The following is a 22072-nucleotide window of genomic DNA, read 5'->3' as shown; positions in this document are numbered from 1 at the left end:
GAACATGAGGAGCGACCCACATGGCACACGAAGCCGACCGCACCGCAGACGCGATCCGCCAGAACCTGAGCGACCTGAACGCAGTCATCGAAAAGGTCCGCCACCTCCACCGGATCGGCAAGGAAGCCCCGAAGGCGTCGGCCCGCTACCTCGAATACGTCCGCAACATCCACGAGATGAGCGAGCGCGCTGTATCGGTCGGCGGCAAGGGCCCGCTATTCGACAACAAGCACCAGCCCATTCCCTTCTGCGGTCAGTTGGTCGGCTTCACCGCCGGGCAGATGCAAAAGCTCCGCTGGAAGGGCGTTTTCGACGACATGCCGGCCCGCGCCGCCGTCGAACCTTTCCCCTTCCTCGAAGCTGCGGAGTGATCCCCCATGGCAGATGCAGTGAAATTCGCAGCCGTCACGACCGCCGGCCACGACGTCATCGAGGCGATGACGGCCTCCTATTACGTTTCGGACCCGCGCGAAGCGGCTCGCCATGAGTTCCGCGCTCTCGACCGCTTCAAACGCATGGCCGAGGCATTCGGCTACCGGCTGGAGCCGATCAAGACCGACAAGCTCCAGGCGGCCGAGTGATGACGCCGGTCTACCTCATCCTTGAGGAAGCAAACACCGGCGCTGCAAAGCACGGCAACGCCTGCCTGATCCTCCTCGCATTCATTGTTTTCGCAATCGTCTACGGAGCCGGCCTCACGGTCGGGCCGGTCGCAATCTAGGGAGTTTGTCACATGAATGCCCTCGCAAAGCAGGACACACACCACCTCGCCCCGGCCCAGGAAGCGCCGATGGTCGCGATGTTCGAACGCGTCCTTCTGGACCCGAACGTTCCAATAGACCGGCTCGAAAAGCTGCTGGAGATGAAATATCACGACGAGGACCGCCAGCGGCAGCAGGCGCGCGAAGATCGCGAGTATGCAGCCAAGACGGCCTACTTCACTGCCATGTCGGCCTGCCAGAAGGCTTTGCCGGTCGTCGTCAAGAACCGGCGGAACACCCACACCAAGTCGAACTATGCCGATCTGGCCGCCATCGAAGAGCAGGCCATGCCGATCATCCATGCCCATGGATTTGGCGTCTCGTTCCAGCCCGACGGCTACAATGACATCGGCGAACTTCTGATCCGGTGGGAGGTCTCCCACGCAGACGGTTACGTCCGCAACGGCATCGGCGCAATCCCGGTTGACGGCGCCGGCGCCAAAGGCGGCGTGAACAAGACGGGCACCCAGGCTTTCGGCAGCACCGCGACCTACGGCCGACGCTACCTCCTCTGCATGCTCTTCAATATCTCGACCGGCGACGACCGCGACGGCAACGCACCGTCGGAAGACGACAGCGCCATATCGCCCGAGCAGGCCACCCAGCTCCGCGAGAAGATCGATGAGGTGGGTGCCGATATCCAGCGCTTCTGCAATCGCTGGGAAATCCAGGCGCTGCCCGATCTGCCAGCCAGCAAATTTCGCGACGTCATGGTTTCGCTGGACCGCTTCGGCCAGCAGCAGAAGCAGGGAGCTTGATCATGGAAGAGATTGTTCAGGGCACGCCGGAATGGCACGCACTACGCCTCGGCAAGGTCACCGCGTCCCGCGTGGCCGACGTTATTGCCAAAACAAAGACCGGCCCGTCAGCTTCACGCGCCAAGTATGCCGGCGAACTGATCGCCGAGCGTCTGACCGGCACGACGGCCGATAGGTTCACCAATGCTGCCATGGCATGGGGAACAGAGCAGGAGCCGGCCGCGCGCAAAACCTACGAGTTCTACCGCGATACCGACGTTGAGCAGGTCGCATTCGTCCTGCATCCGACAATCGGCGACAGCGGCGCGTCCCCCGACGGCCTCGTCGACGTCGACGGCCTTGTCGAAATCAAGTGCCCGGAGACCCACACCCATATCGAAACGCTCCTCGGTCAGGCCGTTCCGGCCAAGTATGTCACGCAGATGCAGTGGCAGATGGCATGCACCGGCCGGGCATGGTGTGATTTCGTCTCCTACGACCCTCGCCTGCCCGAGCCCATGCGGTTCTTCTGCAAGCGCGTTATGCGCGACGATGGCCTGATCGCCGAACTGGAGCGCGAGGTCGTCGCCTTCCTCAATGAGGTTCGCGGCACGGTAGCTCAGCTCCAGCGCGTCTATGACCCGCAGCCGGCCGACGACGACGTCAAACTCCGCATGGCGGGCTGACATGGAAAAGCAGCGCTTCATCCTCATCAACGACAGGGTTCGCCGGAATGCGGTTGACGCTGTCATTCGAGCCGCCGCCGGCAGCGCCGTGACGGTCGGCGCGGCAACGCGCAGCCTGGATCAGAACGCGAAGTTTCACGCGATCTGCACCGATATCGCCAATTCCCCGATGACTTGGGCCGGCAAGCGCCGGTCGGCAGAGGAGTGGAAGGTTCTGCTCGTTTCCGGCCACACCAAGGCGACGGAAGGTGAAGTCGAGTTCGTTCCGGGCCTCGAGGGTGAGTTTGTGAACATCCGCGAATCTACGGCCCGCATGTCGGTGAAGCGCGCCGCCAGCCTCATCACCTACGCCCTCGCCTTCTGCGACACGAACGGCGTCCACCTGACCGAGACCATCCGCGGCGGCTTCCACGAGGCTGCGAACGATAGGAGCGCAGCATGAACCCCGAACAGCGCCGCATGCTCGCCGCCCTGGTCGAGAAGCACCCCAACATGCGGGTGTCCTCGCTCATGAAGAAGATCGAGGCTCAGATCAAGGTCAACCAGCTGCGAAACGAGATGGGCTATCGGCCAGAGCGCACAGCTGCGCAGAAGGCGATGCTCGACGGCATCACGGAAGGGCTGATCTGATGGCCCGCACCGTAGACGAATGGATTGGCAAGACCGACGACCACCGCGCCCCGAAGAAGGTACGCGACCGGATCATTGAGCGCGACAACCGCTGCCACCTTTGCAGCCAGCCAATCCAGGTCGGCCAGCGCTGGGACCTCGACCACGTTCAAGCGCTGATCAACGGTGGCGAGAACCGGGAAAGCAATCTCCGGCCGGCACACATCAAGTGCCACAAGGAAAAGACGGCGCGGGACGTAGCGGAAAAGGCGAAGGTCGCGAAGATTCGCATGCGCCACAACGGCAGCGCGCGGCCGGCCGGCAAGCTCAAGTCCTCCCCTTTTCCAAAATCCGACAAGCCGAAGAAGCCGGTCGTCTACCGGCCCTGCACCTTTTACCGCGAGGATTCCGCATGAGCGACATTCCCTTGATCCACATGGACCCGCGTCCCATCAAGTCGATCTGGTACGACGGCGAGGACGCTGGTGGGTATTCCACCGACGCACGTTTCGACGGCAGCACCTCCAAGATCGTCGCTTACGGCGAGAATGGGCAGTGCGCTGCGGTCCCCTTCTACGCCGTCTATGATCTGGCGGGAAACATCAAGGCCCGCGTCCCGGCGCAGATGGTCACCGTCGTTTATGACGAGACGCCGGCAGGTGAAGCATGAGCGACCTGTCCTCACTCATCGCAGGCCAGTGGCGCCCCATTTCTGAGGCCGACAAGGATATAGCCTATATCCACGATATGGCCGGTCTCCGCATCGGCGGGTCTCATCCGATCTGGGTTCGCGACGAAGACGGTCGGGTCTACGAGGCCCTTTGGTCCGACGACGGCAAACGCGCCTACTGGTGGGACATCGAGGGCGAAAGCCCGGTCGATCCCGTCGAGTTCATGCCGCACCCGCTCGATCCGCGATTTCCTCCCCGCGCTCTTGATCAGAAAGGCCCCTCCAATGGGTGAGAACGTGAAGCATAACCAAAGCGGAGGCGCGCCCATGACCTCCCCCGTATCAGCCATAGAGGCAATAGAGAAGGCAATGGAAGGCGTGACGCCGGGGCCATGGGTGGCGCACGAGCGGAAATCCTATTTTGGTGTATTCGCTCAATCTATTGGACGTGGATTCGTGAGCGCGGGCCGTCTCGTCGCTGCTTTCGCGAAGCCCCATACGGATGCCAAGGCCAATGCTCAATATCTCGCCGCCTGCTCCCCAGACCGCATGCGTGAAGTCCTCTCCCTAGCCCGCCAGGCAGAGGCGTTGCAGCGGGAGAATGCGGAGTTCGCCAAGTCAGTTCTGGATGTCTTGAACGCGGTCCGCGACTACCTGCCACCTGACGGGATCAGCGCAAAAGAATTCCTGTCCCGTGTCATCGGCGCCGTGGACAACGACGGCATCAACCCACTCATCAAGAAGCTGGAGCGCGCCGATGTCGATGCGTGAAATCCCTGTCGCCTACGAATTCACCTGCGACGGTTGTGGGGCAAAGGAAACGAAGACTTCCAAGAGCCGGCCGGCGTACTGGTGCGATCTTACCGTTGCACAGGACGCCTACGACTACAGCGGGGTTGCTGTAGCGGATGGCACGATCAAGCGCTCCCTATGCTCAGATTGCCGCGAAGCTGTGATCAAGGCCATCAACGATGCCACCACTGCCCGCCGCGCCCGCGCACTCCTCGGAGGATCTGAACATGCAGGTAACTGACGAGATGATTGAGGTCGCTTGCGCCTATCATTGGCCGGGTCCGTGGCCCGGCGATCGATCTGAGCAAGTCTTGGCTATTCGCCGTGAAAACATGCGCGCCGCCCTCACCGCCGCCCTATCCGATCAAGAGCGGGCGGTAGAGGTGGAGGCGCTGGAGAAAGCCTACAACGCCGGCTTCGAAGCGTCGTCCTCGGGCTTCAACTACGAATTCTGCGACGACTACGAGCGGATCAACGAGTTCACCGCCGAGCGCGCCGGGACCGTTCGTGACATCGCTTCCGCCCTTGTCGATGTGCCGGTAGAGCCGGTGGCGACGTTTCGGAAAGCTCTCACGGAAGCAGCACAAGAACTTGACCGGATTTCCTGCGTCCCGAACGTGACCGAGACCAAGGACACATACGAACAGTTCCAGCTTGCGAAGACGTTTGCGGATCGCGGGGCAGCGGCAGCATGGGGCGCTCTACGTTCCCCACCTCCCCATAGAGAAGGAGAGGACAGCGCGGAGGTGCTCCCCGCCGATCCGACAGAGGACATGATCGATGCCGCCTTGGCGGTGGATTGGGAGTGCGACGGAGACGAACGCGCCGCCGCAATCAATGTCTGGCATGCCATGCGCTCGGCAGCCCTCGCCGCCACGCGCAGCGCTTCCGCCAGTACAGCGAAAGGCAACGCCAATGAGGGCTAATGATATCGTCATGGAGACGATGCACGCCTGCCTTCCGGCAGGCACACCGCTCTCCTTCACCCTGATCAACGCGGCATTCAAGGGCAAGAATAGGATTGTCGCGGACGTCGTCATGTTCGACGACGCTCCAGCCACCCTTGTGCTTTCACGTTGGGCGCATGGTTGGTCGCACACCTTCGAAAACCTGATCGGCGGTGATGTCTCTTTCGAAGATGGCCGATGGATGCGGATCGACCGTGCCACCCTTCTGCCGATCGCCACCACAGATGCGAACGGAGGGCCTCAGAATGGTTAGCCTGACCGTAGCGCAGCGACCGGAGGTGACCATGTTGAATAAGATCGAGGCCCAGGAGCGCCTCGTACACTCACCGGGCCTCTCTCAAGATCGCGGGCAAAGCCTCTACGATCAAGCCGTCAATTTAGCCGTCTGTGGAATAGAACATGCGCGCAGACGCTTCGATTACGGATCGATGTTTTCGCGGATCAAACTGCGCGGCGGGGAAAGTCTCCAAGAGGTACCTCGCAAAGCTTTCTTTATTGTCTTCGGAGGCAGCGAACCACGGTTGGGATGTGATCTCATCGAAGATCTCCTTCAGAGCGCCAAGCTCGTCCGGTTCGAAAGCACCTTTAGGAGTGGGATACATCATACAAGCCCTCCGCAAACTCACCCGGAGCGCAGAATAGCCCCGAGGCTTGCGGCCTTCAAGATATCCCCAAACGCTTCGAACGGAGGCTCGGATGAACGCTGAACAGCTCCACGTTCTCCAGCATTCGCTCGGCCTCGACCGTTACGGCCGAGGCACCATGTACCACAACAGCTTCGTCACCGGAGCTGGCAGCACCGATCATCCGGCCTGCATGGCGCTAGTTGCGAAAGGCTTCATGACGCGCCGCGCCAAAGTCCAGCTTTATGGCGGCGACGACATTTTCACCGTCACGGATGCCGGCAAGCGAGCGATCGTTGCCGAAAGCCCTAAGGCGCCCCCCAACGTATCGAGAGACGCGGCGGATGCTTAGTTCGGCCTTTCGTTTTCGTCACCCATGCGCGCCCGATGCTCTATCCGCACAGCTTCGACAAACATCAGAAGCGCGGCGGGGCCAGAGACGCTTTGAATCTCGACGGACGCAGCCATCTGCGCCGCAACACGGCAGGCAATGGCAATGCCTTCATCAATCGCATTATCGATCATCTTTTCGAGGTCGTAGCTCATGAAGCCAGTAGAGCAGAAAACGCCAGATTTTTACACCAACGTATTATCTGGAACCTCCCCTATCCGCCAGAGAGGAGAGAGCGATGGCTGACGTCACCGTTACTCGCAAAACCACGATTGCCATCGAGGCAAGCGAAATTTCCCGCATCCTGAGAACTCACTACCTCGCTCCTGATGACGCGTGGGTGGAGTTTGTCATCACCGACTATGGAGACACATTAGATCGGGCGGAAATTTCATGGTCCGTCAACGATTCTGTCGTCCGCAACGCACTGGATAAGGAGCGGGGATGACGGCGCACGAACCAATCCTGCTCACTCCGGAATCGGCCGCATCCCGTCTCGGGATATCGACGCGGCAACTTCGGGACTTGACCGACCACGGTCAGTTGCGATGGATTAACATCGGCCTTGGCAAGAAACGTCCGACACGGCGCTACACGCCGGCTGACCTGGAGGCCTTCATTGAGGAGCGGGCGGAAAAATGTCGGTCTACAAGAAGAACGGAAGAGACACCTATTCCTACGACTTCGAGATACGGGGTCGTAGATTTTCAGGCAATACGGGAGCAACGTCGAAGCGAGAAGCAAAGCGCTTCGAGGACGCCCAGAAGGAAATAGAGCGGGCGAAGCTGGCGGAAGAGGCGAAATTCTTCGCGCCGACGATGACTTTCGAAATCGCTTCGTCCCGATATTGGCTGGAAGTCGGGCAGCATCACAAGAATGCCGATACCACCATCGCAAACCTCGAGTGGCTGCGCAACGCCATAGGCCGGAACACGGAGATGGAATCGCTGACGGATTCCATCGTGGCGAGCCTGGTTGCCAAGCGCCGCGGCGAACGGGTGCGCCGACATGGAAAGAACGGGAAGCTTCACCTTGGCAAGCTTATCGAGCCGGCCACGGTAAATCGCACCTGTACCCAGCCTCTTCGGGAAATCTATTTGCGCGCGCGTGACGTGTGGAAGATCAAGGTGGCTGATATCGACTTCGGCCGCCACATGCTGGACGAGCGACAGGAGCGAGTTCGCGAGGCAACACCGGACGAAGAGGACGCTATCCTCGGGGAGCTTTCGCGCGGCTATGACAAGGCCGTGCGTTTTGCCTTCCTGACCGGGTGCCGGCGAATGGAAATCCTCGGGCTCGAATGGTCCATGGTGGATTTCTTCTCCCGAAACTTCAAGGTCATGGGCAAAGGCGGCAAGGAACGCGTCATTCCTATGTCGGAGGAGATATTCCGCCTGTTATGGGAGGAGAAGGACCATCACACCATCAAGGTCTTCACTTTCGAGGCGCGCAGGACGCGAAAAAAGGAAAAGCTGGAGCGAGGGAAACGCTACCCCTTGACGGAATCCGGGCTCAAGAGCGCGATGCGCCGAGCCGTGCCGAAGGCCGGCGTGGAGAACTTCCGATTCCACGACACCCGCCACACGGCGGCGACACGCGTGCTTCGGAAGTCGAACCTGAGGGTCGCGCAATTGCTGCTTGGGCACTCTGACGTGAAGACGACGACGAAGTACGCTCACGCCTTGAACGACGATATCAGGGCAGCTCTTGACGCTGCATCTCGCCCCACCACGACCCCCACCAACGAAGGTTCCGAAGAATCCAAGCATATGAATAACAAGGGAGAAAAGCGCTAAGGGGTTCGTTCCCCCAGTCAAGTGCGCTACCGGGCTGCGCTACATTCCGGACCGAGCAAACCCCTATAGTCTGGATGTTTTGGATGCAAGCCCAAAAATCGGCGTCCGGAACAAATGTGGATAAATGTCCCGTCGCCGGACGTCGCAGAGGGACACTCCGCTTGCGGCCCCATGGTGAAAGGCCCGCCGTCGGCTCCATGCCGCGCGATATGTGGGTGCCGCACAGGCTTCATCGATCACAGTATCGGCTTTTCTTTCCCCAACCGTACCGGATTCGGCGCTTTCGACCTTTCCGGACATAAGACGAAAGTCGTAGAAGCATTCTGCCCGCCTTGATTTTTGCGGGCACTCCCCGCGTCACCGCGAGCCAAGCGTGACGCCTGCTTGCCCCGCCTTCGGCGGGGCTTTTTCCAAAGTTGCCTTCGTCCGCCAACCGGCCCTTGACTCGCGGAGCAACCGGAACATAATAAGAACATTCATGGTCGAGGCGTCTGCTTTCAGGCCCTTGGACGCTCTGATCCATTCCCGGGAGAATCACATGCAGCCGCTTTGCGAGCCTGTAACCGACGCGGCGACTCTTGATGCGGCAGGCGACCCCGTGGATGCCGCCCTCGCCTGGCACGGCGGCGATGCGCGGGCGACCATCGAGACCCTGCTTGCCGACTGCGCGCATCTGCAACGCCAGCTCGACATGATGCGTGCTGCGATGGGGCGTGGCTTCACGCGAGGCTGGGAGCCTTCCGTGCGACGGGATTAGCGAGCGTGGCCGATGAGCCATGCGGTCGCGCACGGCGACGACCGCTCAGCAGGCGCATACGGGTGCCTTAACGTACCTGGTCCAGCAGGCGCTTGCACTCCAGGAGGTCGTAGAGCGCCTCCTGCAACAGGGCGCGGTCTTCCTTGCCGACGCTGGTCTTGCCGAGCGAGATTTCCGGCGTTTCGTCTCCGCCTCCGACAAAGGAGAAGAACCGGCGGCTGGACGGCGCCTTGGCGCGGCCGACGATCTGGTCCTCGTCGCTGCCGGCCTTCGGCGGCGACGGCTCCTCGTGGCTGGCCGCGGCCAGCGCCTCGACCGTAGCCAAGTCGCCGCTGGCAATGGCCGCGACGAACTTGTTGCCGTTGAGCTTCAGGAGCTTCTGCACGCCCTTGATCGTATAGCCGTGATCGTAGAGCAGGTGGCGGATGCCCTTGAGCAGGTCGACATCCTCGGGGCGGTAGTAGCGCCGTCCGCCGCCGCGCTTCATCGGCTTGATCTGCGTGAACCGCGTCTCCCAGAAGCGCAGGACATGCTGCGGCAGATCGAGATCGTCGGCGACCTCGCTGATGGTGCGGAAAGCGTCCGGACTCTTGTCCATACTGGCCTCGATGAAAGGTTACGGCGGCAGCATACACGATATGCAGCCGAATCGTATTCATTTCAGCGAGTTGCCGGGCGATATTCAAGTTTCAAATTGCCGGCGGCGGGGCGATTACCCCGAAAAGCGCTCAGGAGGCGGGCGAAGCCGGCTTCTGTTTCGCCTTGCGCGCGAGATGGGCTTTCAGGACACGCTGCTTGAGCACGTTCGAGGCCTTGAAGGTCATGACGCGGCGCGGCGAGATCGGCACTTCCTCGCCGGTCTTGGGGTTGCGGCCGATGCGTTCGTTCTTGTCGCGCACCTGGAAGGTGGCGAAGGAGGAGAGCTTGACGCTTTCGCCCCGCACGATGGCGTTGCAGATCTCATCGATCACGGTTTCGACGAGCTCTGCGGATTCAGTCCTCGAAAGGCCGACTTTCCGGAAAACCGATTCGGCCAAATCTGCGCGTGTCACCGTCTTGCCGCTCATCGTTCCTCACCGATTTCCTATTGAAAGCGTATGGTTAGTCGCGGAAGACTATTGTCCTTGCAAGCCCGGGTCAAGCCGCACCTGCGGTGGGCGCCATCCTACCAACGTAGCAGCACCGCGCCCCAGGTGAAACCGCCGCCCATGGCTTCCAGCAGAACCAGGTCTCCCTGCTTGATGCGTCCGTCCTGCGCGGCCGCAGCCAGCGCGAGCGGGATGGAGGCCGCCGACGTGTTGCCGTGCAGGTCGACGGTGATCACGACCTTTTCCTCGGGAATGCCGAGTTTCTTGGCGGAACCGTCGATGATGCGCTTGTTGGCCTGGTGCGGCACCAGCCAGTCGACGTCGTCGGCCGTGAAGCCGGTCGCGTCGAAGGCCGAGACGATCACGTCGGTGATCATGCCGACGGCGTGCTTGAAGACCTCGCGGCCCTCCATGCGCAGGTGGCCGACCGTGCCCGTGGTCGAGGGGCCGCCGTCGACATAGAGCTTGTCGCGGTGCGCGCCGTCGGAGCGCAGCTGCGCCGTCAGCACGCCGCGGTCGGCGGTGGTGCCCGCCCCTTCCTGCGCCTCGAGCACGATGGCGCCCGCGCCGTCGCCGAACAGCACGCAGGTCGTGCGGTCGGTCCAGTCGAGGATGCGCGAGAAGGTTTCCGCGCCGATGACGAGGACGCGCCGGGCCAGGCCGCCGCGAATATAGGCGTCGGCCGTCGTTACGGCATAGACGAAGCCCGAACAGACGGCCTGCACGTCGAAGGCGAAGCCATGGTGCATGCCCAGCCGGTTCTGGATGTTGACGGCGGTCGCCGGGAAGGTGTTGTCGGGCGTGGAGGTCGCCACGATGATCACGTCGATATCGGCGGCGGTGAGGCCGGCCTTGCCGAGGGCCGCGCGCCCGGCCGCTTCGCCGAGCGAGGCGGTCGTCTCGCCCTCACCGGCAATGTAGCGCTGGCGGATGCCGGTGCGCTGCACGATCCACTCGTCGGACGTGTCGACCGTCTTTTCCAGCTCGGCATTGGTGACCACCCGTTTGGGAAGCGCCGTTCCGAAACCACGGACAACTGAACGGATCATTTCGATACCTCATCGCTCACGCTCTGGGCGCCCTCGACGGGGCGGCCGGCATGATATTTCTGCAAATCTCTTTCGATCTTGTCTTTCAGGCCGTTGCGGACCATGTCGTAGCCGACATCCACCGCGGCCGCGAAACCCTCGGCATCCGTGCCGCCATGGCTCTTGATGACGATGCCGTTCAGGCCGAGGAACACGCCGCCATTGACCTTGCGCGGGTCCATCTTCTCCCGCACGCTGTCGAACGCGCTCTTGGCGAGGATGTAGCCGAGCTTGGCGAGCCAGGTGCGCGACATGGCCGCGCGCAGATATTCCGCGATCTGGCGCGCGGTGCCTTCCGCCGCCTTCAGCGCGATATTGCCGGCAAAACCTTCCGTCACCACCACATCCACCGTGCCGCGACCGATATCGTCGCCTTCCACGAAGCCATAGTAGTCGATCGTGTCGAAATTGGCCTCGCGGATGAGCTGGCCGGCGGCCTTCACCTCTTCCTGGCCCTTGATCTCCTCGACGCCGACATTGAGCAGGCCGAGCGTCGGCTTGTCGATCTCGAAGAGCGCGCGCGCCATGGCGCCGCCCATCAGCGCGAAGTCGAAGAGCTGGTTGGCGTCCGCGCCGATCGTCGCGCCGATGTCGAGCACGATGCTCTCGCCCTTCAGCGTCGGCCAGATGCCGGCGATGGCGGGCCGTTCGATATTGGCCATCATGCGCAGGCAGAATTTCGACATCGCCATCAGCGCGCCGGTATTGCCGGCGGAAACGGCGACATCCGCATCGCCCTTGGCCACCGCATCGATGGCCTGCCACATGGAGGCCTTGCCACGGCCGCGGCGCAGCGCCTGGCTCGGCTTCTCATCCATGGCCACCGCGATGTCGCAGTGATGAAACGTGCTGGCGGCCTTCAGTTTCGGGTGTTGCGCCAGAAGAGGCTCGCATTCGGCGGCGTTGCCAAAGAGCACGAAGCGGATTTCGGGATGGCGCTCGAGAGCCTTGGCTGCACCAGGGATGGCCACGGACGGGCCGAAATCGCCACCCATGACATCGACGGAAATTCTGACCACGCGTGTATTGCCTTAGTTTTGTTTCCAACGGCAGAAGAGCCGCCCCAGCGGAATTCGGCCAAAATACCGCTTTTCGCCGGGGGCACAACTGAATTATCGGACGCCCTTGAGGCGTTCAGTCTTTTTTCCAGTCCTTGAGAACAGCAAAAGGCGACGGTTTTCGGTCGTCCTTGTCGGTGCTCTCGATATGGCCCGCAAAGGCGATATCGGCCTTGCGCGGATAGGGATCGATGGCGAGCGCGACGTGCTCCGCGGCCACCACGCCGGCATCGATCGTGTCGCCGGTGAAGATTTCCGGCGCGTCCGGGCCTTCCGGATCGAGCAGCATTTCCCCGCCCTCGGCCGCGACCGGCATGCGCGCGAGCTTGGAGCCCTCCGGCACGAACACGACCTCGACAGGCTCGTCGATATGCGCTTCCACCGGATCGAGCGTCACCACGCAGGCCTGCACGATGTCGGCGGTCACGCGGCCCTTCAGGCGGATGCCGTCGCGCTTCCAGCGCTTCACCTCGAAGGCCGCCGTCAGCGCCTTCACCTCCAGCACGGACCAGAGCCTGGCGAGCCCCGCCAGTTCCTCGGCATTCGCAGCGATCTTCACCTCCACCGGGTTGGCGGAGATATGCCCCACCTTGACCGGGTAGGAGAACGGCGTCTCGTCGTTTTGCTTCATCGTCTTGCCTTTCGCCTCACACGGCCTGTGCGGGCGCGCGCGGTTCCAGGACCGTGAGCGCGCCGACCGCAATCGCATCCTCGCCAACGCCGGCCATGGCCGTTTCTGCGTCGAAGAGATAAGCGGCCAGGCCGTCCATGGAAGGGGCGCCCTCGCCGCCTTCCGGGTAGATGTTGCGCCGCAGCGCAGCTGCCAGCGCATCACGGTCGGCGGCATCGAACGCCGCCGCGTAGGACTCCAGCCGGCCGTAGAACATGCCGGCGAATTTCTTCATGCGCTTGGGCACGCCCGCATCGCCGACGCCGAGTTCGCGAATCGAATGATCGACGTCCTCGAAGAAGGCATCGACGATCTCCTGGGCGATTTCCTGACCCGATGTCGCGCTGGCGCGGGTGCGGCGGAAGTACAGGATCAATATCGCCGAGAGCATCTCGAAGCGGCCCATCACCGTGTCGGGAACATCAAGCGCTTCATAGAGATAGGGATGGCGCGCAGCCGTTGTAAGCGTCGCATATTGTTTTTCGACAATGCGCCGGTTGCCGTTTTTTTTGCCGAACAGGCCAAAAATCATCATAAAGCCTAGTTTTGCCTGATTCAAACCATGGTGCCGTCGCAAGTCATGTTGCATGACGGTCGAAGCTGGTTTACCGAAGCATGCATGAATTGCAATGGCTGCGCGGCCATCATCGTCCCGGGGATAGTGTTAAGAGAGATGCTGTGAATATGAAGCTGTTGCGTAGTGCCGCCGTTGCCGCCACCCTCTCCGCATCCGTTCTGGCAGGCTGCCAGGGCATGGGCATGGGCGAGGTAATGCACCAGGGCTACGTCATCGACCAGGAAACGCTTGCACTTGCCCCCGTCGGCTCGTCGCGCGAACAGGTCCTGCTCTCGCTCGGCTCGCCCTCCTCGACGGCGACGTTCGACAACGAGGTCTTCTACTACATATCCCAGAAGCGCACGCGCCCGATGGCTTTCATGAAGCCCAAAGTCGTGGAGCAGAGCGTTCTGGCCGTCTATTTCGACAAGGACGGCAATGTCGAGCGCCTCGCCCACTACACGCTGCAGGACGGCAAGGTCTTCGACATGATCAAGCGCGTCACGCCGACGGGCGGCGCCGAGACGACCTTCCTCGGCCAGCTGCTGCGCGGCGGTGCAAACCCCGGTGCAATGATGAGAAGCATGCTGGGCGGCAACAACTAAGCGCGCACCGCAAGGACAAAAGGAAACCGCGGGGATCGCTCCCCGCGGTTTTTGTTTGCGCGGTTTTCAGGGTCAGGCCAGGACGGCCAGCAGCAGCAGCGCCACGATATTGGTGATCTTGATCGCCGGGTTGACCGCAGGGCCCGCCGTGTCCTTGTAGGGATCGCCGACGGTATCACCGGTCACGGAGGCCTTGTGCGCTTCCGAACCCTTCACGTGCCGGTTGCCGTCCTTGTCGACGAAACCGTCCTCGAAGCTCTTCTTCGCATTGTCCCAGGCGCCGCCGCCGGATGTCATCGAAATGGCGACGAACAGGCCGTTGACGATCACGCCGAGCAGCGAGGCGCCGAGCGCGGCGAAGGCGGATGCCTTGGAGCCTGAGATCAGCAGCACGCCGAAATAGACGACGAGCGGCGCCAGCACCGGCAGGAGCGACGGCACGATCATCTCGCGGATGGCCGCCTTGGTCAGCATGTCGACGGCGCGGCCGTAGTCGGGCCGTTCCGTTCCCGCCATGATGCCCGGTTTTTCGCGGAACTGCCGGCGCACTTCCTCGACGATCGAGCCCGCCGCACGCCCCACCGCCGTCATCGCGATGCCGCCGAAGAGATAGGGGATGAGACCGCCGAAGATCAGGCCTGCGACCACATAGGGGTTGGAGAGGTCGAAGGAGATCGTGCCGATATCCGCGAAATACGGATACTTGTCGCCATTGGCGGCGAAGTAGGCAAGGTCGTTCGAATAGGCCGCAAACAGCACCAGCGCGCCGAGGCCGGCCGAACCGATCGCGTAACCCTTGGTCACGGCCTTCGTCGTGTTGCCGACGGCGTCGAGCGCGTCGGTCGACTTGCGCACCTCCGGGTCGAGGCCGGACATTTCGGCAATGCCGCCGGCATTGTCGGTGACCGGGCCGAAGGCGTCGAGCGCCACGATCATGCCGGCAATGCCCAGCATGCCGGTGACGGCGATGCCGGTGCCGAAGAGGCCGCCCAGCTGGTAGGTGGCGATGATGCCGCCGACGATGACGATCGCCGGCAGCGCCGTCGATTCCAGCGACACCGCGAGGCCCTGGATGACGTTCGTGCCGTGGCCGGTCACCGATGCCTGGGCAATCGAGTTGACCGGGCGCTTGTTGGTGCCGGTATAGTATTCGGTGATGACGACGATCAGCGCCGTCACGATGAGGCCGAGAAGGCCGCAGATGAACAGGTTCGTGCCGGTGATCTCCTTGCCGGCCACCGTGCCGATCACGCCCCAGCCGACGGTCAGCGTGGTCGCGGCGGCAAGGCCGAGGATCGACAGCAGGCCGGTCACGATCAGGCCCTTGTAGAGGGCGCCCATGATCGAGCCGTTCGTGCCGAGCTTGACGAAGAACGAACCGACGATCGAGGTGATGATGCACGCGCCGCAAATGGCGAGCGGATAGATCATCGCCGACGCCAGAACGGGCGTCCCGGCAAAGAAGATCGCCGCAAGAACCATGGTGGCGACGACCGTCACCGCATAGGTCTCGAAGAGGTCGGCCGCCATGCCGGCGCAGTCGCCGACATTGTCGCCCACATTGTCGGCGATGGTGGCGGGGTTGCGCGGGTCGTCTTCGGGAATGCCGGCTTCCACCTTGCCGACGAGGTCGCCGCCCACGTCGGCGCCCTTCGTGAAGATACCGCCGCCGAGACGGGCGAAGATGGAGATCAGCGAGGCGCCGAAGCCGAGCGCGACGAGCGAATCGATGACCTCGCGCGAGGCGGGCTCCTGCCCGAGGACGCCGGTGAGGACCCAGTAGTAGATCGACACGCCGAGAAGGGCGAGGCCGGCCACCAGCATGCCGGTGATCGCACCCGACTTGAAGGCGATGTCGAGGCCGGAGGACAGGCTGACGGACGCGGCCTGCGCCGTGCGCACATTGGCGCGGACGGACACATGCATGCCGATGAAGCCGGCAACGCCCGACAGCACGGCGCCGATCAGGAACCCGATGGCAGCCGTTGCGGAAAGAAGCAGCCAGGTGCCGACGAAGACGACAACACCGACCAGGGCAATGGTCTTGTACTGCCGGGTGAGATAGGCCTGTGCCCCTTCCCGGATATAACCTGCAATTTCCTGCATGCGGGCATTCCCCTGGTCGGCGGCAAGCACCGACCGTGTCGCCCAGATGGCATAGACCACCGAGAGCAACCCGCATGCGATAACGCCAAGCAATATGGTCATTTCGCTCTTTCCTCCTTGGATGCCGCGGGTCCTCTCCCGCAGCGCTATGCGTCCGCGCCCGGTTTGCCTCCTCACAAGCCGGGTGCCGGCGCGAGGCCAGAGTGCGTTTGCGAATCGGCCGCGTCAAGCCGCCGCATCTCGCCACACGCGTCGAGGGAGCGGATTTTGCCGCCGCGGCCGATGCGGGCCGTCAGGCCGCCTTGCGGCGGTTGCGCAAGAGGAGGATCAGGACGAGGAAGAGGCTGACGCCGGTGACGGGCCAGAACATCATGTTGATGGCCTGCCAGCCATAGGCGGTGAACACCTTGCCGGAGGAGAAGGAGGCGAGCGCCACCGTGCCGAACAGGATGATGTCGTGGAAGCCCTGCACCTTGTCGGCCTCGTGGGGCCGGTAGCTGGAGGCGACGATGGCGGTCGAGCCGATGAAGCCGAAGTTCCAGCCGACGCCGAGCAGGATGAGCGCCCCCCAGAAGTTCCACAGCTCGATGCCCATATGCGCGATGCCCGCGCAGGCCATCAGGATGACGAGGCCGGCAGCCACGACCGCCTCGCTGCCGAAGCGCTGGATCAGCATGCCGGTGACGAAGCTCGGCGCGAACATGGCCAGCACATGCCACTGGATGCCGAGCGTGGCGAGATCCGGCGAGAAGCCGCAGCCGATGACCATGGCGAGCGGTGCGCCGGTCATCATGAAGGTCATCAGCGCGTAGGTGGAAATGCCGCAGATCATGCCCGTCAGGAAGCGCTGCGTGAGCACGATCTCGCCGAGCGGCCGGGCCGGCTCGCCGCTCGCAGCACCCGCCGCCTTGTGGTCGGGCAGGCGCAGGAAAAAGAACAGCAGGATGGCAGCACCGCACAGCGGCACGAGCGCCACGAAGGCGCCGGCGAACATCACCGGCTCGAACAGGTCCCTGGTGAAGATCACCACCTGGGGGCCGAGCATCGCCGAGAGCACGCCGCCCGCCAGGATCCAGGAGATCGCGCGCGGCTTGTAGAAGGACGGCGAGGCATCGGCGGCGGCGAAACGGATCTTCTGCGCGAAGCCGCTGGAAATGCCCACCAGCAGGAAGCCCAGGGCGAACAGCCAGAAATCGCTTCGGAACAGCGCGATGGCCGCGACCAGCCCGCCGCCGGCGCCCACCAGCGAACCGACCATGAAGCCATGCGCACGGCCGAGCAGGCGCGCGGCGATGGCGACAAACACGGCGCCGAGCGCCACGCCGATGTTGAAGCCGGTAAGCGGCGCGGTCGCGAGCGACTTGTCCTGTCCCAGCAGATTGTAGCCGGCAAGGCCGCCGACCGAGAAGACGATCGGTCCGGCGGACGCGAGAAGCGCCTGCGCCAGCGTCAGCAGGAACACGTTGCGGCGCGCGGCCGAAAGCTCCCGTTCAAGACCTTCGACCGTATTCGCGCTCATGCCTGTCTACCGCTTTACTTGCGTTGTTCGACCCGGACCTGCTTGGCGATGCGGTCGAGGACGGCATTCACCAGCTTGGGTTCGTCTTCCTCGAAGAACGCCTTGGCGATCTCGACATATTCGGTGACGATGACCGCCACCGGCACATCCTTGCGCTCCTTGAGCTCGAACGTGCCGGCACGCAGGATGGCGCGCACGGTGGAATCGAGACGCGACAGCGCCCAGTCATCCTGCAGGGCCGCGCCGATCATCGGATCGAGCTGGCGCTGGTCGCGCACGACGCCCGATACGATGGAGCGGAACCAGCCCGCATCGGCCTTGAGGTAGGTGTCGCCGTCGATTTCCTGTCCGAGCCTGTGCGTCTCGTACTCGGCGACGATCTCGAGAACGCCGGTGCCGCCGACATCCATCTGGTAGAGCGCCTGCACGGCGGCAAGACGCGCGGCACCGCGCTGGTTGGCCGGCTTGACGGGGTGGGAATTGTTTTCGCTGGTCACTGTTCGCCGCCCAGTTTCTTCTTCAGCTCGATCATGGTGAGGGCCGCACGGGCGGCAAAGCCGCCCTTGTCGCCTTCCGAACGACGGGCGCGCGCCCAGGCCTGCTCGTCGTTCTCGACGGTCAGGATGCCGTTGCCGATCGGCAGGCTCTCGCTGACGGCGATGTCCATCAGCGCGCGGCAGGATTCGTTGGCGACGATATCGAAATGATAGGTCTCGCCACGGATGACCATGCCGAGCGCGACGAAACCGTCATACCAGGTGCCGCCATTGTCCATGCCGTCGAGCGCCATGGCGACGGCGGCGGGAATTTCCAGCGCGCCCATGACGGTCACGACATCGAAGGTGGCGCCGGCGGCTTCCAGCGCGTGTTTCGCGCCGTCGAGCATCGCATCGGCCATGTCGTCATAGAAGCGCGCTTCGACGATCAGAAGATGAGGATTATCGGTGTTGGCCATGAATCACCTGAAAATGGAGCAGGCCCGGCATGGCGGGCAGAGGCGGCGGTCAAACCATGCCGAACGAGGCTTGGCAAGCAATTTCCGCCGCCTGCGGCGTTTTCGGCCCCGCAGACGGGCTTGCGGGCCCGCCGCAGCCCCGTTCAGGCCGGTCGTCAGGCGGCAAGCGATACGCGATTGCGGCCGTTGTGCTTGGACGTGTAGAGCGCCTTGTCCGCATTGCTCAGCAGCGCGTCGAAGCTCAGACCGGTGTCGCTGCCGAAGGCGATGCCGGCGCTGACGGTGCAGTTGATCGATCCCTTGCCGGTGGGGATGAGCCGCGCGGCGAAATCCGCCCGGATGCGTTCCGCGACGCGCGCCACGCGGTCCAGCACGGCGCGGTCCATGACCACCACGAATTCCTCGCCGCCAAGGCGGGCGATGCAGACGCCGGTTCCGCAGGCCTCCACGAGGACTTCGGCAAAGCACTTCAGCACCGCATCGCCGGCGGCATGGCCGTACTGATCGTTCACGGCCTTGAAGTTGTCGAGGTCGAAGGCGATGGCCGCACGATGGGCGAAGACGGTCTCCTCGCCGTAGCGGTCGAAAAGCGCGCGGCGGTTGAGAAGGCCGGTGAGGGCATCGGTCATCGCCGTGCGCTGGTGTGCGCCGGCGATGCGCCACTGGTTCAGCGCCAGCGACATGGCGCCGATGCCGGTTATGCCGAGGATCGCCGCGATCAGATTGAGATTTTCCGCCCAGTTGTCCGGCGCATGGCCGATCGACCACTGGCGCTGCTCCAGAAGCACGCCGGCGCAAAGCACGAAGGAGGTCGCCACCAGAACGTAGAGCGTGACAATACCGGTCAGCGGCAGCGGCGCTTCCGCGCGGCCGAGCCAGTACTCCCATGCCGTCGCGACAAGCGTTGCCGCGATCACGAGGTTCAGCGCGATGAGCGCTACACCGTCGAGGCCGAACGGGATCCATGGAATGCTGACAGCCGACGATGCGAGGAACACGGCGGCAATGCGCCAGCGTCCGCGCCGGCCGGTGCGGAAGCGGTAGGCCGCGCCGTAGATGAAGGCGAAACCGCCGAACTGGAGCACGAAGGCAAGGCAGGTGATGCCGATGCCGGCATTCTCGACATAGAGGCTATAGACGCCGACCGCCGCCACGATGATGCCGATGCCGATCGCCCAGGACAACAGGAAACGCTCCACGCGGGCCGACAACCAGGACGCAAACAAGGTGGCGGAAAGGCAAAAGCCGGACAGCCCGATCGCAAGGAGCAGGGTGTTGTAGTCTGGCGTCATGCAGGGGCGGTCTCCAGCGGTCCAATGCGCCACCCTAAAGACGCAGAAGTATCCAGAGTCTTACGCCCCTTGTTAAATTTTGCCGGTGTCCCGTATCAGTCCACACCGGCGTCGCCCGGCGTCACGCGCGAGTCACGGCTTGGCCGGAAACTCCGCGAGGCGCGCGGCATAGCGGGCCATGGTATCGACCTCGAAATTGACGAAGTCCCCCGCCTTGCGTTCGCCCCAGGTCGTGACCTCCAGCGTGTGGCGGATGAGCAGCACGTCGAAAACCGCACCGTCCACCGCGTTGACGGTCAGCGACGTGCCGTCGAGCGCGACCGATCCCTTCGGCGCGACGAAGCGCTCCAGTCCCTCGGGCGCGCGGATGCGGAAACGGGTGGCATCGCCCTCGGCCTCGACGGACAGGATTTCGGCCTTGCCATCGACATGGCCGGAAACGATGTGGCCGCCCAGTTCGTCGCCGATCTTCAGCGAACGCTCGAGATTGATGCGGGTGCCGGTGGTCCAACTGCCGATGGTGGTGAGGCGCAGGGCCTCTTCCCAGGCCTCCACCTCGAACCAGCGGGCATTCGACCCCTCTTCCGGCAAAGCGGTGACGGTGAGGCAGGTGCCGGAATGGGCGATGGATGCGCCCATGTCGATGGTCGCCGGGTCGTAGGCGGTGCGCACGCGCAGGCGAACCCCCTCGTTCATCGGCTCGACCTTTTCCACCGTTCCAATATCCGTGACAATGCCGGTAAACATCAATCGTCTCTTTCGTATTCTTCCAGACTATCGGCGCCGTAGCGGGCCGTATGGCGAAGCGAAAAGCCCTCCGGCGCCCGCCCCGGCACAGATGGGGATGGCACCCCGTCGCTGCCAAGGGGGGCTGCGCCGCCAAACAACAGGATGCGATCGACAAGGCCGGCATCGAGGAAGGAACGCGCCGTGCGCGCACCGCCCTCCACGAGCAGCGAGGATATCCCGCGCGTGGCCAGCGCCACAAGCAGCATGTCGAGCTTGCGCGGGTCGCATTCCACCACCTCGACGCCAAGGCTCTCCAGCGCGTCGCGTCGGGCGATGAAGGCCGGATCGGCCTCGCCGTCGTTTTCGGCGACAAGCAGCACCGGCACGTCGCGCGCCGTGCGCGCCAGCTTCGACGTCACCGGCAGTTCCAGCCGCGGATCGAGCACGATGCGGACCGGCGAGCGGGCTTCCAGTCCCGGCAAGCGGCAGGTCAGTTCGGGATCGTCGGCAAGGGCGGTGCCGATGCCGACAAGGATCGCGTCCGTCTCGGCGCGCAGCACATGCACCTGCCCGCGCGATACCGGCCCCGTGATCGCCACCTGCCCCGCCCCGAGCCGGCCGAGCATGCCGTCGCTCGAAACCGCAAGTTTCAGAGTCATATAGGGCCGCTTCTTCGTCTGCCGCGTGAGATAAGCGGCGAGCGCGGCGCGGCCTTCAGCCTCCAGCACGCCCGTCTCCACGGCAATGCCGGCCGCTTGCAGCATGGAAAGTCCCCTTCCCGCCACGCGGATGTCGGGATCGGTGACGGATACGACGACGCGGGCGACGCCGGCGGCGATGAGCGCATCGGCACAGGGCGGCGTCTTGCCGTGATGGGAGCAGGGTTCGAGCGTGACATAGGCCGTTGCGCCGCGTGCCGCCGCGCCGGCTTCGGCGAGCGCCTGCGTTTCGGCATGCGGCCGTCCGCCGGGCGCGGTCACGGCGGAGCCGAGAACCACGCCATCCTTGACGATCAGGCAGGCGACGGAAGGATTGGTGGCCGTCAGGCCGAGATTGCGGCGGCTGAGGCGAAGTGCTGCCGCCATGAACCTGATGTCGTCGCGCGCGCCGCCGGACATCTAGCCATCGACGCCCGGATCACGGGCGATCTTGGCGGCGACCTCGGCGAGGATCTTCTCGAAGTCGTCGACATGGGAGAAGTCGCGGTAGACGGAGGCGTAACGCACGAAGCCCACGTCATCGAGCGCCTTCAGCGCCTCCAGCACCTGGAGGCCGATTTCCTCCGAGGCGATTTCCGTCTCGCCGGAGCTTTCCAGCCGGCGCACGATCCCTGAAACCGCGCGCTCGATACGGTCGCGGTCGACGGGCCGCTTGCGAAGCGCGATCTCGAAGGATTTCAAAAGCTTGTCGCGGTCGAAGGGGGCCTTGCGGCCCGTCTTCTTGACCACCATGAGATCACGCAGCTGCACCCGCTCGAAGGTGGTGAACCGACCGCCGCAATCCGGGCAGATGCGCCGGCGGCGAATGGCGGCCCCGTCCTCTGCGGGACGGGAATCCTTCACCTGCGTATCTTCCGAACCGCAATAGGGGCAGCGCATGAATTCTCCTTGCTCTGC

At 63.6% G+C, this 22072-nt stretch carries 34 protein-coding genes and 1 pseudogene; 20 read left to right on the top strand and 15 right to left on the bottom strand.

Going from position 1 to position 22072, the window contains the following annotated elements; translation table 11 throughout:
• The first annotated feature begins 20 nt into the window (after positions 1–20).
• The 15 genes from B5M41_RS11330 to B5M41_RS11260 all read left to right on the top strand — a co-directional run bounded on the left by B5M41_RS11330 (position 21) and on the right by B5M41_RS11260 (position 6198).
• Positions 21–371: a hypothetical protein gene (locus tag B5M41_RS11330; RefSeq protein WP_134649917.1), complete on the top strand. Its 351-nt coding sequence runs from the start codon at positions 21–23 to the stop codon at positions 369–371.
• A gap of 6 nt (positions 372–377) precedes the next feature.
• Entirely contained in the window at positions 378–581 is a 204-nt protein-coding gene (locus tag B5M41_RS11325; RefSeq protein WP_134649916.1) for a hypothetical protein, read from the top strand.
• The gene (locus B5M41_RS11320; protein ID WP_167719153.1) at positions 581–721 is read left to right on the top strand and encodes a hypothetical protein; all 141 of its coding nucleotides are present in this window, start codon (positions 581–583) and stop codon (positions 719–721) included. Before B5M41_RS11325 ends, B5M41_RS11320 begins: the two co-directional genes overlap by 1 nt.
• Positions 722–733: 12 nt before the next feature.
• Positions 734–1519, top strand: a complete 786-nt coding sequence (locus B5M41_RS11315) for an ERF family protein (protein ID WP_134649915.1) — start codon at positions 734–736, stop codon at positions 1517–1519.
• A gap of 2 nt (positions 1520–1521) precedes the next feature.
• The gene (locus tag B5M41_RS11310; protein ID WP_134649914.1) at positions 1522–2184 is read left to right on the top strand and encodes a lambda exonuclease family protein; all 663 of its coding nucleotides are present in this window, start codon (positions 1522–1524) and stop codon (positions 2182–2184) included.
• 1 nt (position 2185) lies between these two features.
• Positions 2186–2626, top strand: a complete 441-nt coding sequence (locus B5M41_RS11305) for a recombination protein NinB (RefSeq protein WP_134649913.1) — start codon at positions 2186–2188, stop codon at positions 2624–2626.
• A complete protein-coding gene (locus B5M41_RS11300; protein ID WP_134649912.1) occupies positions 2623–2814 on the top strand; it encodes a hypothetical protein in 192 nt (63 codons plus the stop codon). Before B5M41_RS11305 ends, B5M41_RS11300 begins: the two co-directional genes overlap by 4 nt.
• Complete coding sequence (locus tag B5M41_RS11295) at positions 2814–3209, top strand: HNH endonuclease (RefSeq protein WP_134649911.1); 396 nt, start codon at positions 2814–2816, stop codon at positions 3207–3209. The genes B5M41_RS11300 and B5M41_RS11295 overlap by 1 nt, the downstream gene beginning before the upstream one ends.
• Complete coding sequence (locus B5M41_RS11290) at positions 3206–3463, top strand: hypothetical protein (RefSeq protein WP_134649910.1); 258 nt, start codon at positions 3206–3208, stop codon at positions 3461–3463. The genes B5M41_RS11295 and B5M41_RS11290 overlap by 4 nt, the downstream gene beginning before the upstream one ends.
• On the top strand, positions 3460–3756 hold the full coding sequence (locus B5M41_RS11285) for a hypothetical protein (RefSeq protein ID WP_134649909.1): 297 nt from the start codon (positions 3460–3462) through the stop codon (positions 3754–3756). The genes B5M41_RS11290 and B5M41_RS11285 overlap by 4 nt, the downstream gene beginning before the upstream one ends.
• A gap of 34 nt (positions 3757–3790) precedes the next feature.
• A complete protein-coding gene (locus B5M41_RS11280) occupies positions 3791–4234 on the top strand; it encodes a hypothetical protein (protein WP_134649908.1) in 444 nt (147 codons plus the stop codon).
• Positions 4221–4496, top strand: a complete 276-nt coding sequence (locus B5M41_RS11275; protein WP_134649907.1) for a hypothetical protein — start codon at positions 4221–4223, stop codon at positions 4494–4496. The genes B5M41_RS11280 and B5M41_RS11275 overlap by 14 nt, the downstream gene beginning before the upstream one ends.
• A complete protein-coding gene (locus tag B5M41_RS11270; RefSeq protein WP_134649906.1) occupies positions 4483–5181 on the top strand; it encodes a hypothetical protein in 699 nt (232 codons plus the stop codon). Before B5M41_RS11275 ends, B5M41_RS11270 begins: the two co-directional genes overlap by 14 nt.
• 10 nt (positions 5182–5191) lie before the next feature.
• Positions 5192–5476 carry a hypothetical protein gene (locus B5M41_RS11265; RefSeq protein WP_134649905.1) on the top strand — a complete coding sequence of 95 codons (285 nt, stop codon included), beginning with the start codon at positions 5192–5194 and terminating at the stop codon, positions 5474–5476.
• A gap of 443 nt (positions 5477–5919) precedes the next feature.
• Positions 5920–6198 carry a hypothetical protein gene (locus B5M41_RS11260; protein ID WP_134649904.1) on the top strand — a complete coding sequence of 93 codons (279 nt, stop codon included), beginning with the start codon at positions 5920–5922 and terminating at the stop codon, positions 6196–6198.
• Here B5M41_RS11260 and B5M41_RS11255 read toward each other — a convergent pair.
• Positions 6195–6392, bottom strand: a complete 198-nt coding sequence (locus B5M41_RS11255; protein ID WP_134649903.1) for a hypothetical protein — start codon at positions 6390–6392, stop codon at positions 6195–6197. The genes B5M41_RS11260 and B5M41_RS11255 overlap by 4 nt on opposite strands.
• A gap of 83 nt (positions 6393–6475) precedes the next feature.
• Here B5M41_RS11255 and B5M41_RS11250 point away from each other — a divergent pair, with 83 nt between their 5' ends.
• The 4 genes and pseudogenes from B5M41_RS11250 to B5M41_RS11235 all read left to right on the top strand — a co-directional run bounded on the left by B5M41_RS11250 (position 6476) and on the right by B5M41_RS11235 (position 8790).
• A complete protein-coding gene (locus tag B5M41_RS11250; RefSeq protein ID WP_134649902.1) occupies positions 6476–6685 on the top strand; it encodes a hypothetical protein in 210 nt (69 codons plus the stop codon).
• Positions 6682–6855 (top strand): annotated as a pseudogene (locus B5M41_RS11245) (helix-turn-helix domain-containing protein); the annotation flags it as partial. The gene B5M41_RS11250 and the pseudogene B5M41_RS11245, both read left to right, overlap by 4 nt.
• 20 nt (positions 6856–6875) lie before the next feature.
• Positions 6876–8033 (top strand): site-specific integrase, encoded by a 1158-nt coding sequence (locus B5M41_RS11240; RefSeq protein WP_134649900.1) that lies wholly within the window; start codon positions 6876–6878, stop codon positions 8031–8033.
• A gap of 538 nt (positions 8034–8571) precedes the next feature.
• Positions 8572–8790, top strand: coding sequence for a dehydrogenase (locus tag B5M41_RS11235; RefSeq protein ID WP_134649899.1), 219 nt, complete (start codon positions 8572–8574; stop codon positions 8788–8790).
• 67 nt (positions 8791–8857) lie between these two features.
• Here B5M41_RS11235 and B5M41_RS11230 read toward each other — a convergent pair whose 3' ends face one another.
• The 6 genes from B5M41_RS11230 to B5M41_RS11205 all read right to left on the bottom strand — a co-directional run bounded on the left by B5M41_RS11230 (position 8858) and on the right by B5M41_RS11205 (position 13226).
• Positions 8858–9388 (bottom strand): MerR family transcriptional regulator, encoded by a 531-nt coding sequence (locus tag B5M41_RS11230; RefSeq protein WP_134649898.1) that lies wholly within the window; start codon positions 9386–9388, stop codon positions 8858–8860.
• A 130-nt stretch (positions 9389–9518) separates the two neighbouring features.
• Positions 9519–9857: an integration host factor subunit alpha gene (locus B5M41_RS11225; protein ID WP_064329714.1), complete on the bottom strand. Its 339-nt coding sequence runs from the start codon at positions 9855–9857 to the stop codon at positions 9519–9521.
• Between the two features lie 98 nt (positions 9858–9955).
• Entirely contained in the window at positions 9956–10927 is a 972-nt protein-coding gene (locus B5M41_RS11220; protein WP_134649897.1) for a beta-ketoacyl-ACP synthase III, read from the bottom strand.
• Positions 10924–11985, bottom strand: coding sequence for a phosphate acyltransferase PlsX (gene plsX / locus B5M41_RS11215; protein WP_134649896.1), 1062 nt, complete (start codon positions 11983–11985; stop codon positions 10924–10926). Before plsX ends, B5M41_RS11220 begins: the two co-directional genes overlap by 4 nt.
• 115 nt (positions 11986–12100) lie before the next feature.
• Positions 12101–12655 (bottom strand): YceD family protein, encoded by a 555-nt coding sequence (locus tag B5M41_RS11210; RefSeq protein ID WP_134649895.1) that lies wholly within the window; start codon positions 12653–12655, stop codon positions 12101–12103.
• A gap of 16 nt (positions 12656–12671) precedes the next feature.
• The gene (locus B5M41_RS11205; protein WP_134649937.1) at positions 12672–13226 is read right to left on the bottom strand and encodes a ubiquinol-cytochrome C chaperone family protein; all 555 of its coding nucleotides are present in this window, start codon (positions 13224–13226) and stop codon (positions 12672–12674) included.
• Positions 13227–13378: 152 nt separating this feature from the next.
• Here B5M41_RS11205 and B5M41_RS11200 point away from each other — a divergent pair, with 152 nt between their 5' ends.
• Positions 13379–13855, top strand: a complete 477-nt coding sequence (locus B5M41_RS11200) for an outer membrane protein assembly factor BamE (protein WP_167719150.1) — start codon at positions 13379–13381, stop codon at positions 13853–13855.
• A gap of 72 nt (positions 13856–13927) precedes the next feature.
• Here B5M41_RS11200 and B5M41_RS11195 read toward each other — a convergent pair whose 3' ends face one another.
• From B5M41_RS11195 to nrdR, 8 genes are all read right to left on the bottom strand, one after another.
• Positions 13928–16063, bottom strand: a complete 2136-nt coding sequence (locus B5M41_RS11195) for a sodium-translocating pyrophosphatase (RefSeq protein ID WP_134649893.1) — start codon at positions 16061–16063, stop codon at positions 13928–13930.
• A 190-nt stretch (positions 16064–16253) separates the two neighbouring features.
• Positions 16254–17480: an MFS transporter gene (locus B5M41_RS11190; RefSeq protein WP_134649892.1), complete on the bottom strand. Its 1227-nt coding sequence runs from the start codon at positions 17478–17480 to the stop codon at positions 16254–16256.
• Between the two features lie 14 nt (positions 17481–17494).
• Entirely contained in the window at positions 17495–17977 is a 483-nt protein-coding gene (nusB, locus tag B5M41_RS11185) for a transcription antitermination factor NusB (protein WP_134649891.1), read from the bottom strand.
• Positions 17974–18435, bottom strand: a complete 462-nt coding sequence (gene ribH, locus B5M41_RS11180; RefSeq protein ID WP_134649890.1) for a 6,7-dimethyl-8-ribityllumazine synthase — start codon at positions 18433–18435, stop codon at positions 17974–17976. Before ribH ends, nusB begins: the two co-directional genes overlap by 4 nt.
• A 155-nt stretch (positions 18436–18590) precedes the next feature.
• Positions 18591–19727 carry a GGDEF domain-containing protein gene (locus tag B5M41_RS11175; protein WP_134649889.1) on the bottom strand — a complete coding sequence of 379 codons (1137 nt, stop codon included), beginning with the start codon at positions 19725–19727 and terminating at the stop codon, positions 18591–18593.
• Between the two features lie 132 nt (positions 19728–19859).
• The gene (locus B5M41_RS11170) at positions 19860–20474 is read right to left on the bottom strand and encodes a riboflavin synthase (protein ID WP_134649888.1); all 615 of its coding nucleotides are present in this window, start codon (positions 20472–20474) and stop codon (positions 19860–19862) included.
• Positions 20474–21574, bottom strand: a complete 1101-nt coding sequence (gene ribD / locus B5M41_RS11165; protein ID WP_134649887.1) for a bifunctional diaminohydroxyphosphoribosylaminopyrimidine deaminase/5-amino-6-(5-phosphoribosylamino)uracil reductase RibD — start codon at positions 21572–21574, stop codon at positions 20474–20476. The genes B5M41_RS11170 and ribD overlap by 1 nt, the downstream gene beginning before the upstream one ends.
• The gene (gene nrdR, locus B5M41_RS11160; RefSeq protein WP_134649886.1) at positions 21575–22054 is read right to left on the bottom strand and encodes a transcriptional regulator NrdR; all 480 of its coding nucleotides are present in this window, start codon (positions 22052–22054) and stop codon (positions 21575–21577) included.
• Between the last annotated feature and the right edge of the window lie 18 nt (positions 22055–22072).

The sequence above is a fragment of the Shinella sumterensis genome, from assembly GCF_004514425.2.
Lineage (GTDB): Bacteria > Pseudomonadota > Alphaproteobacteria > Rhizobiales > Rhizobiaceae > Shinella > Shinella sumterensis.
The sequence above is the reverse complement of the archived record's forward strand: the minus strand, read 5'-3'. Positions and strand labels throughout refer to the sequence as shown.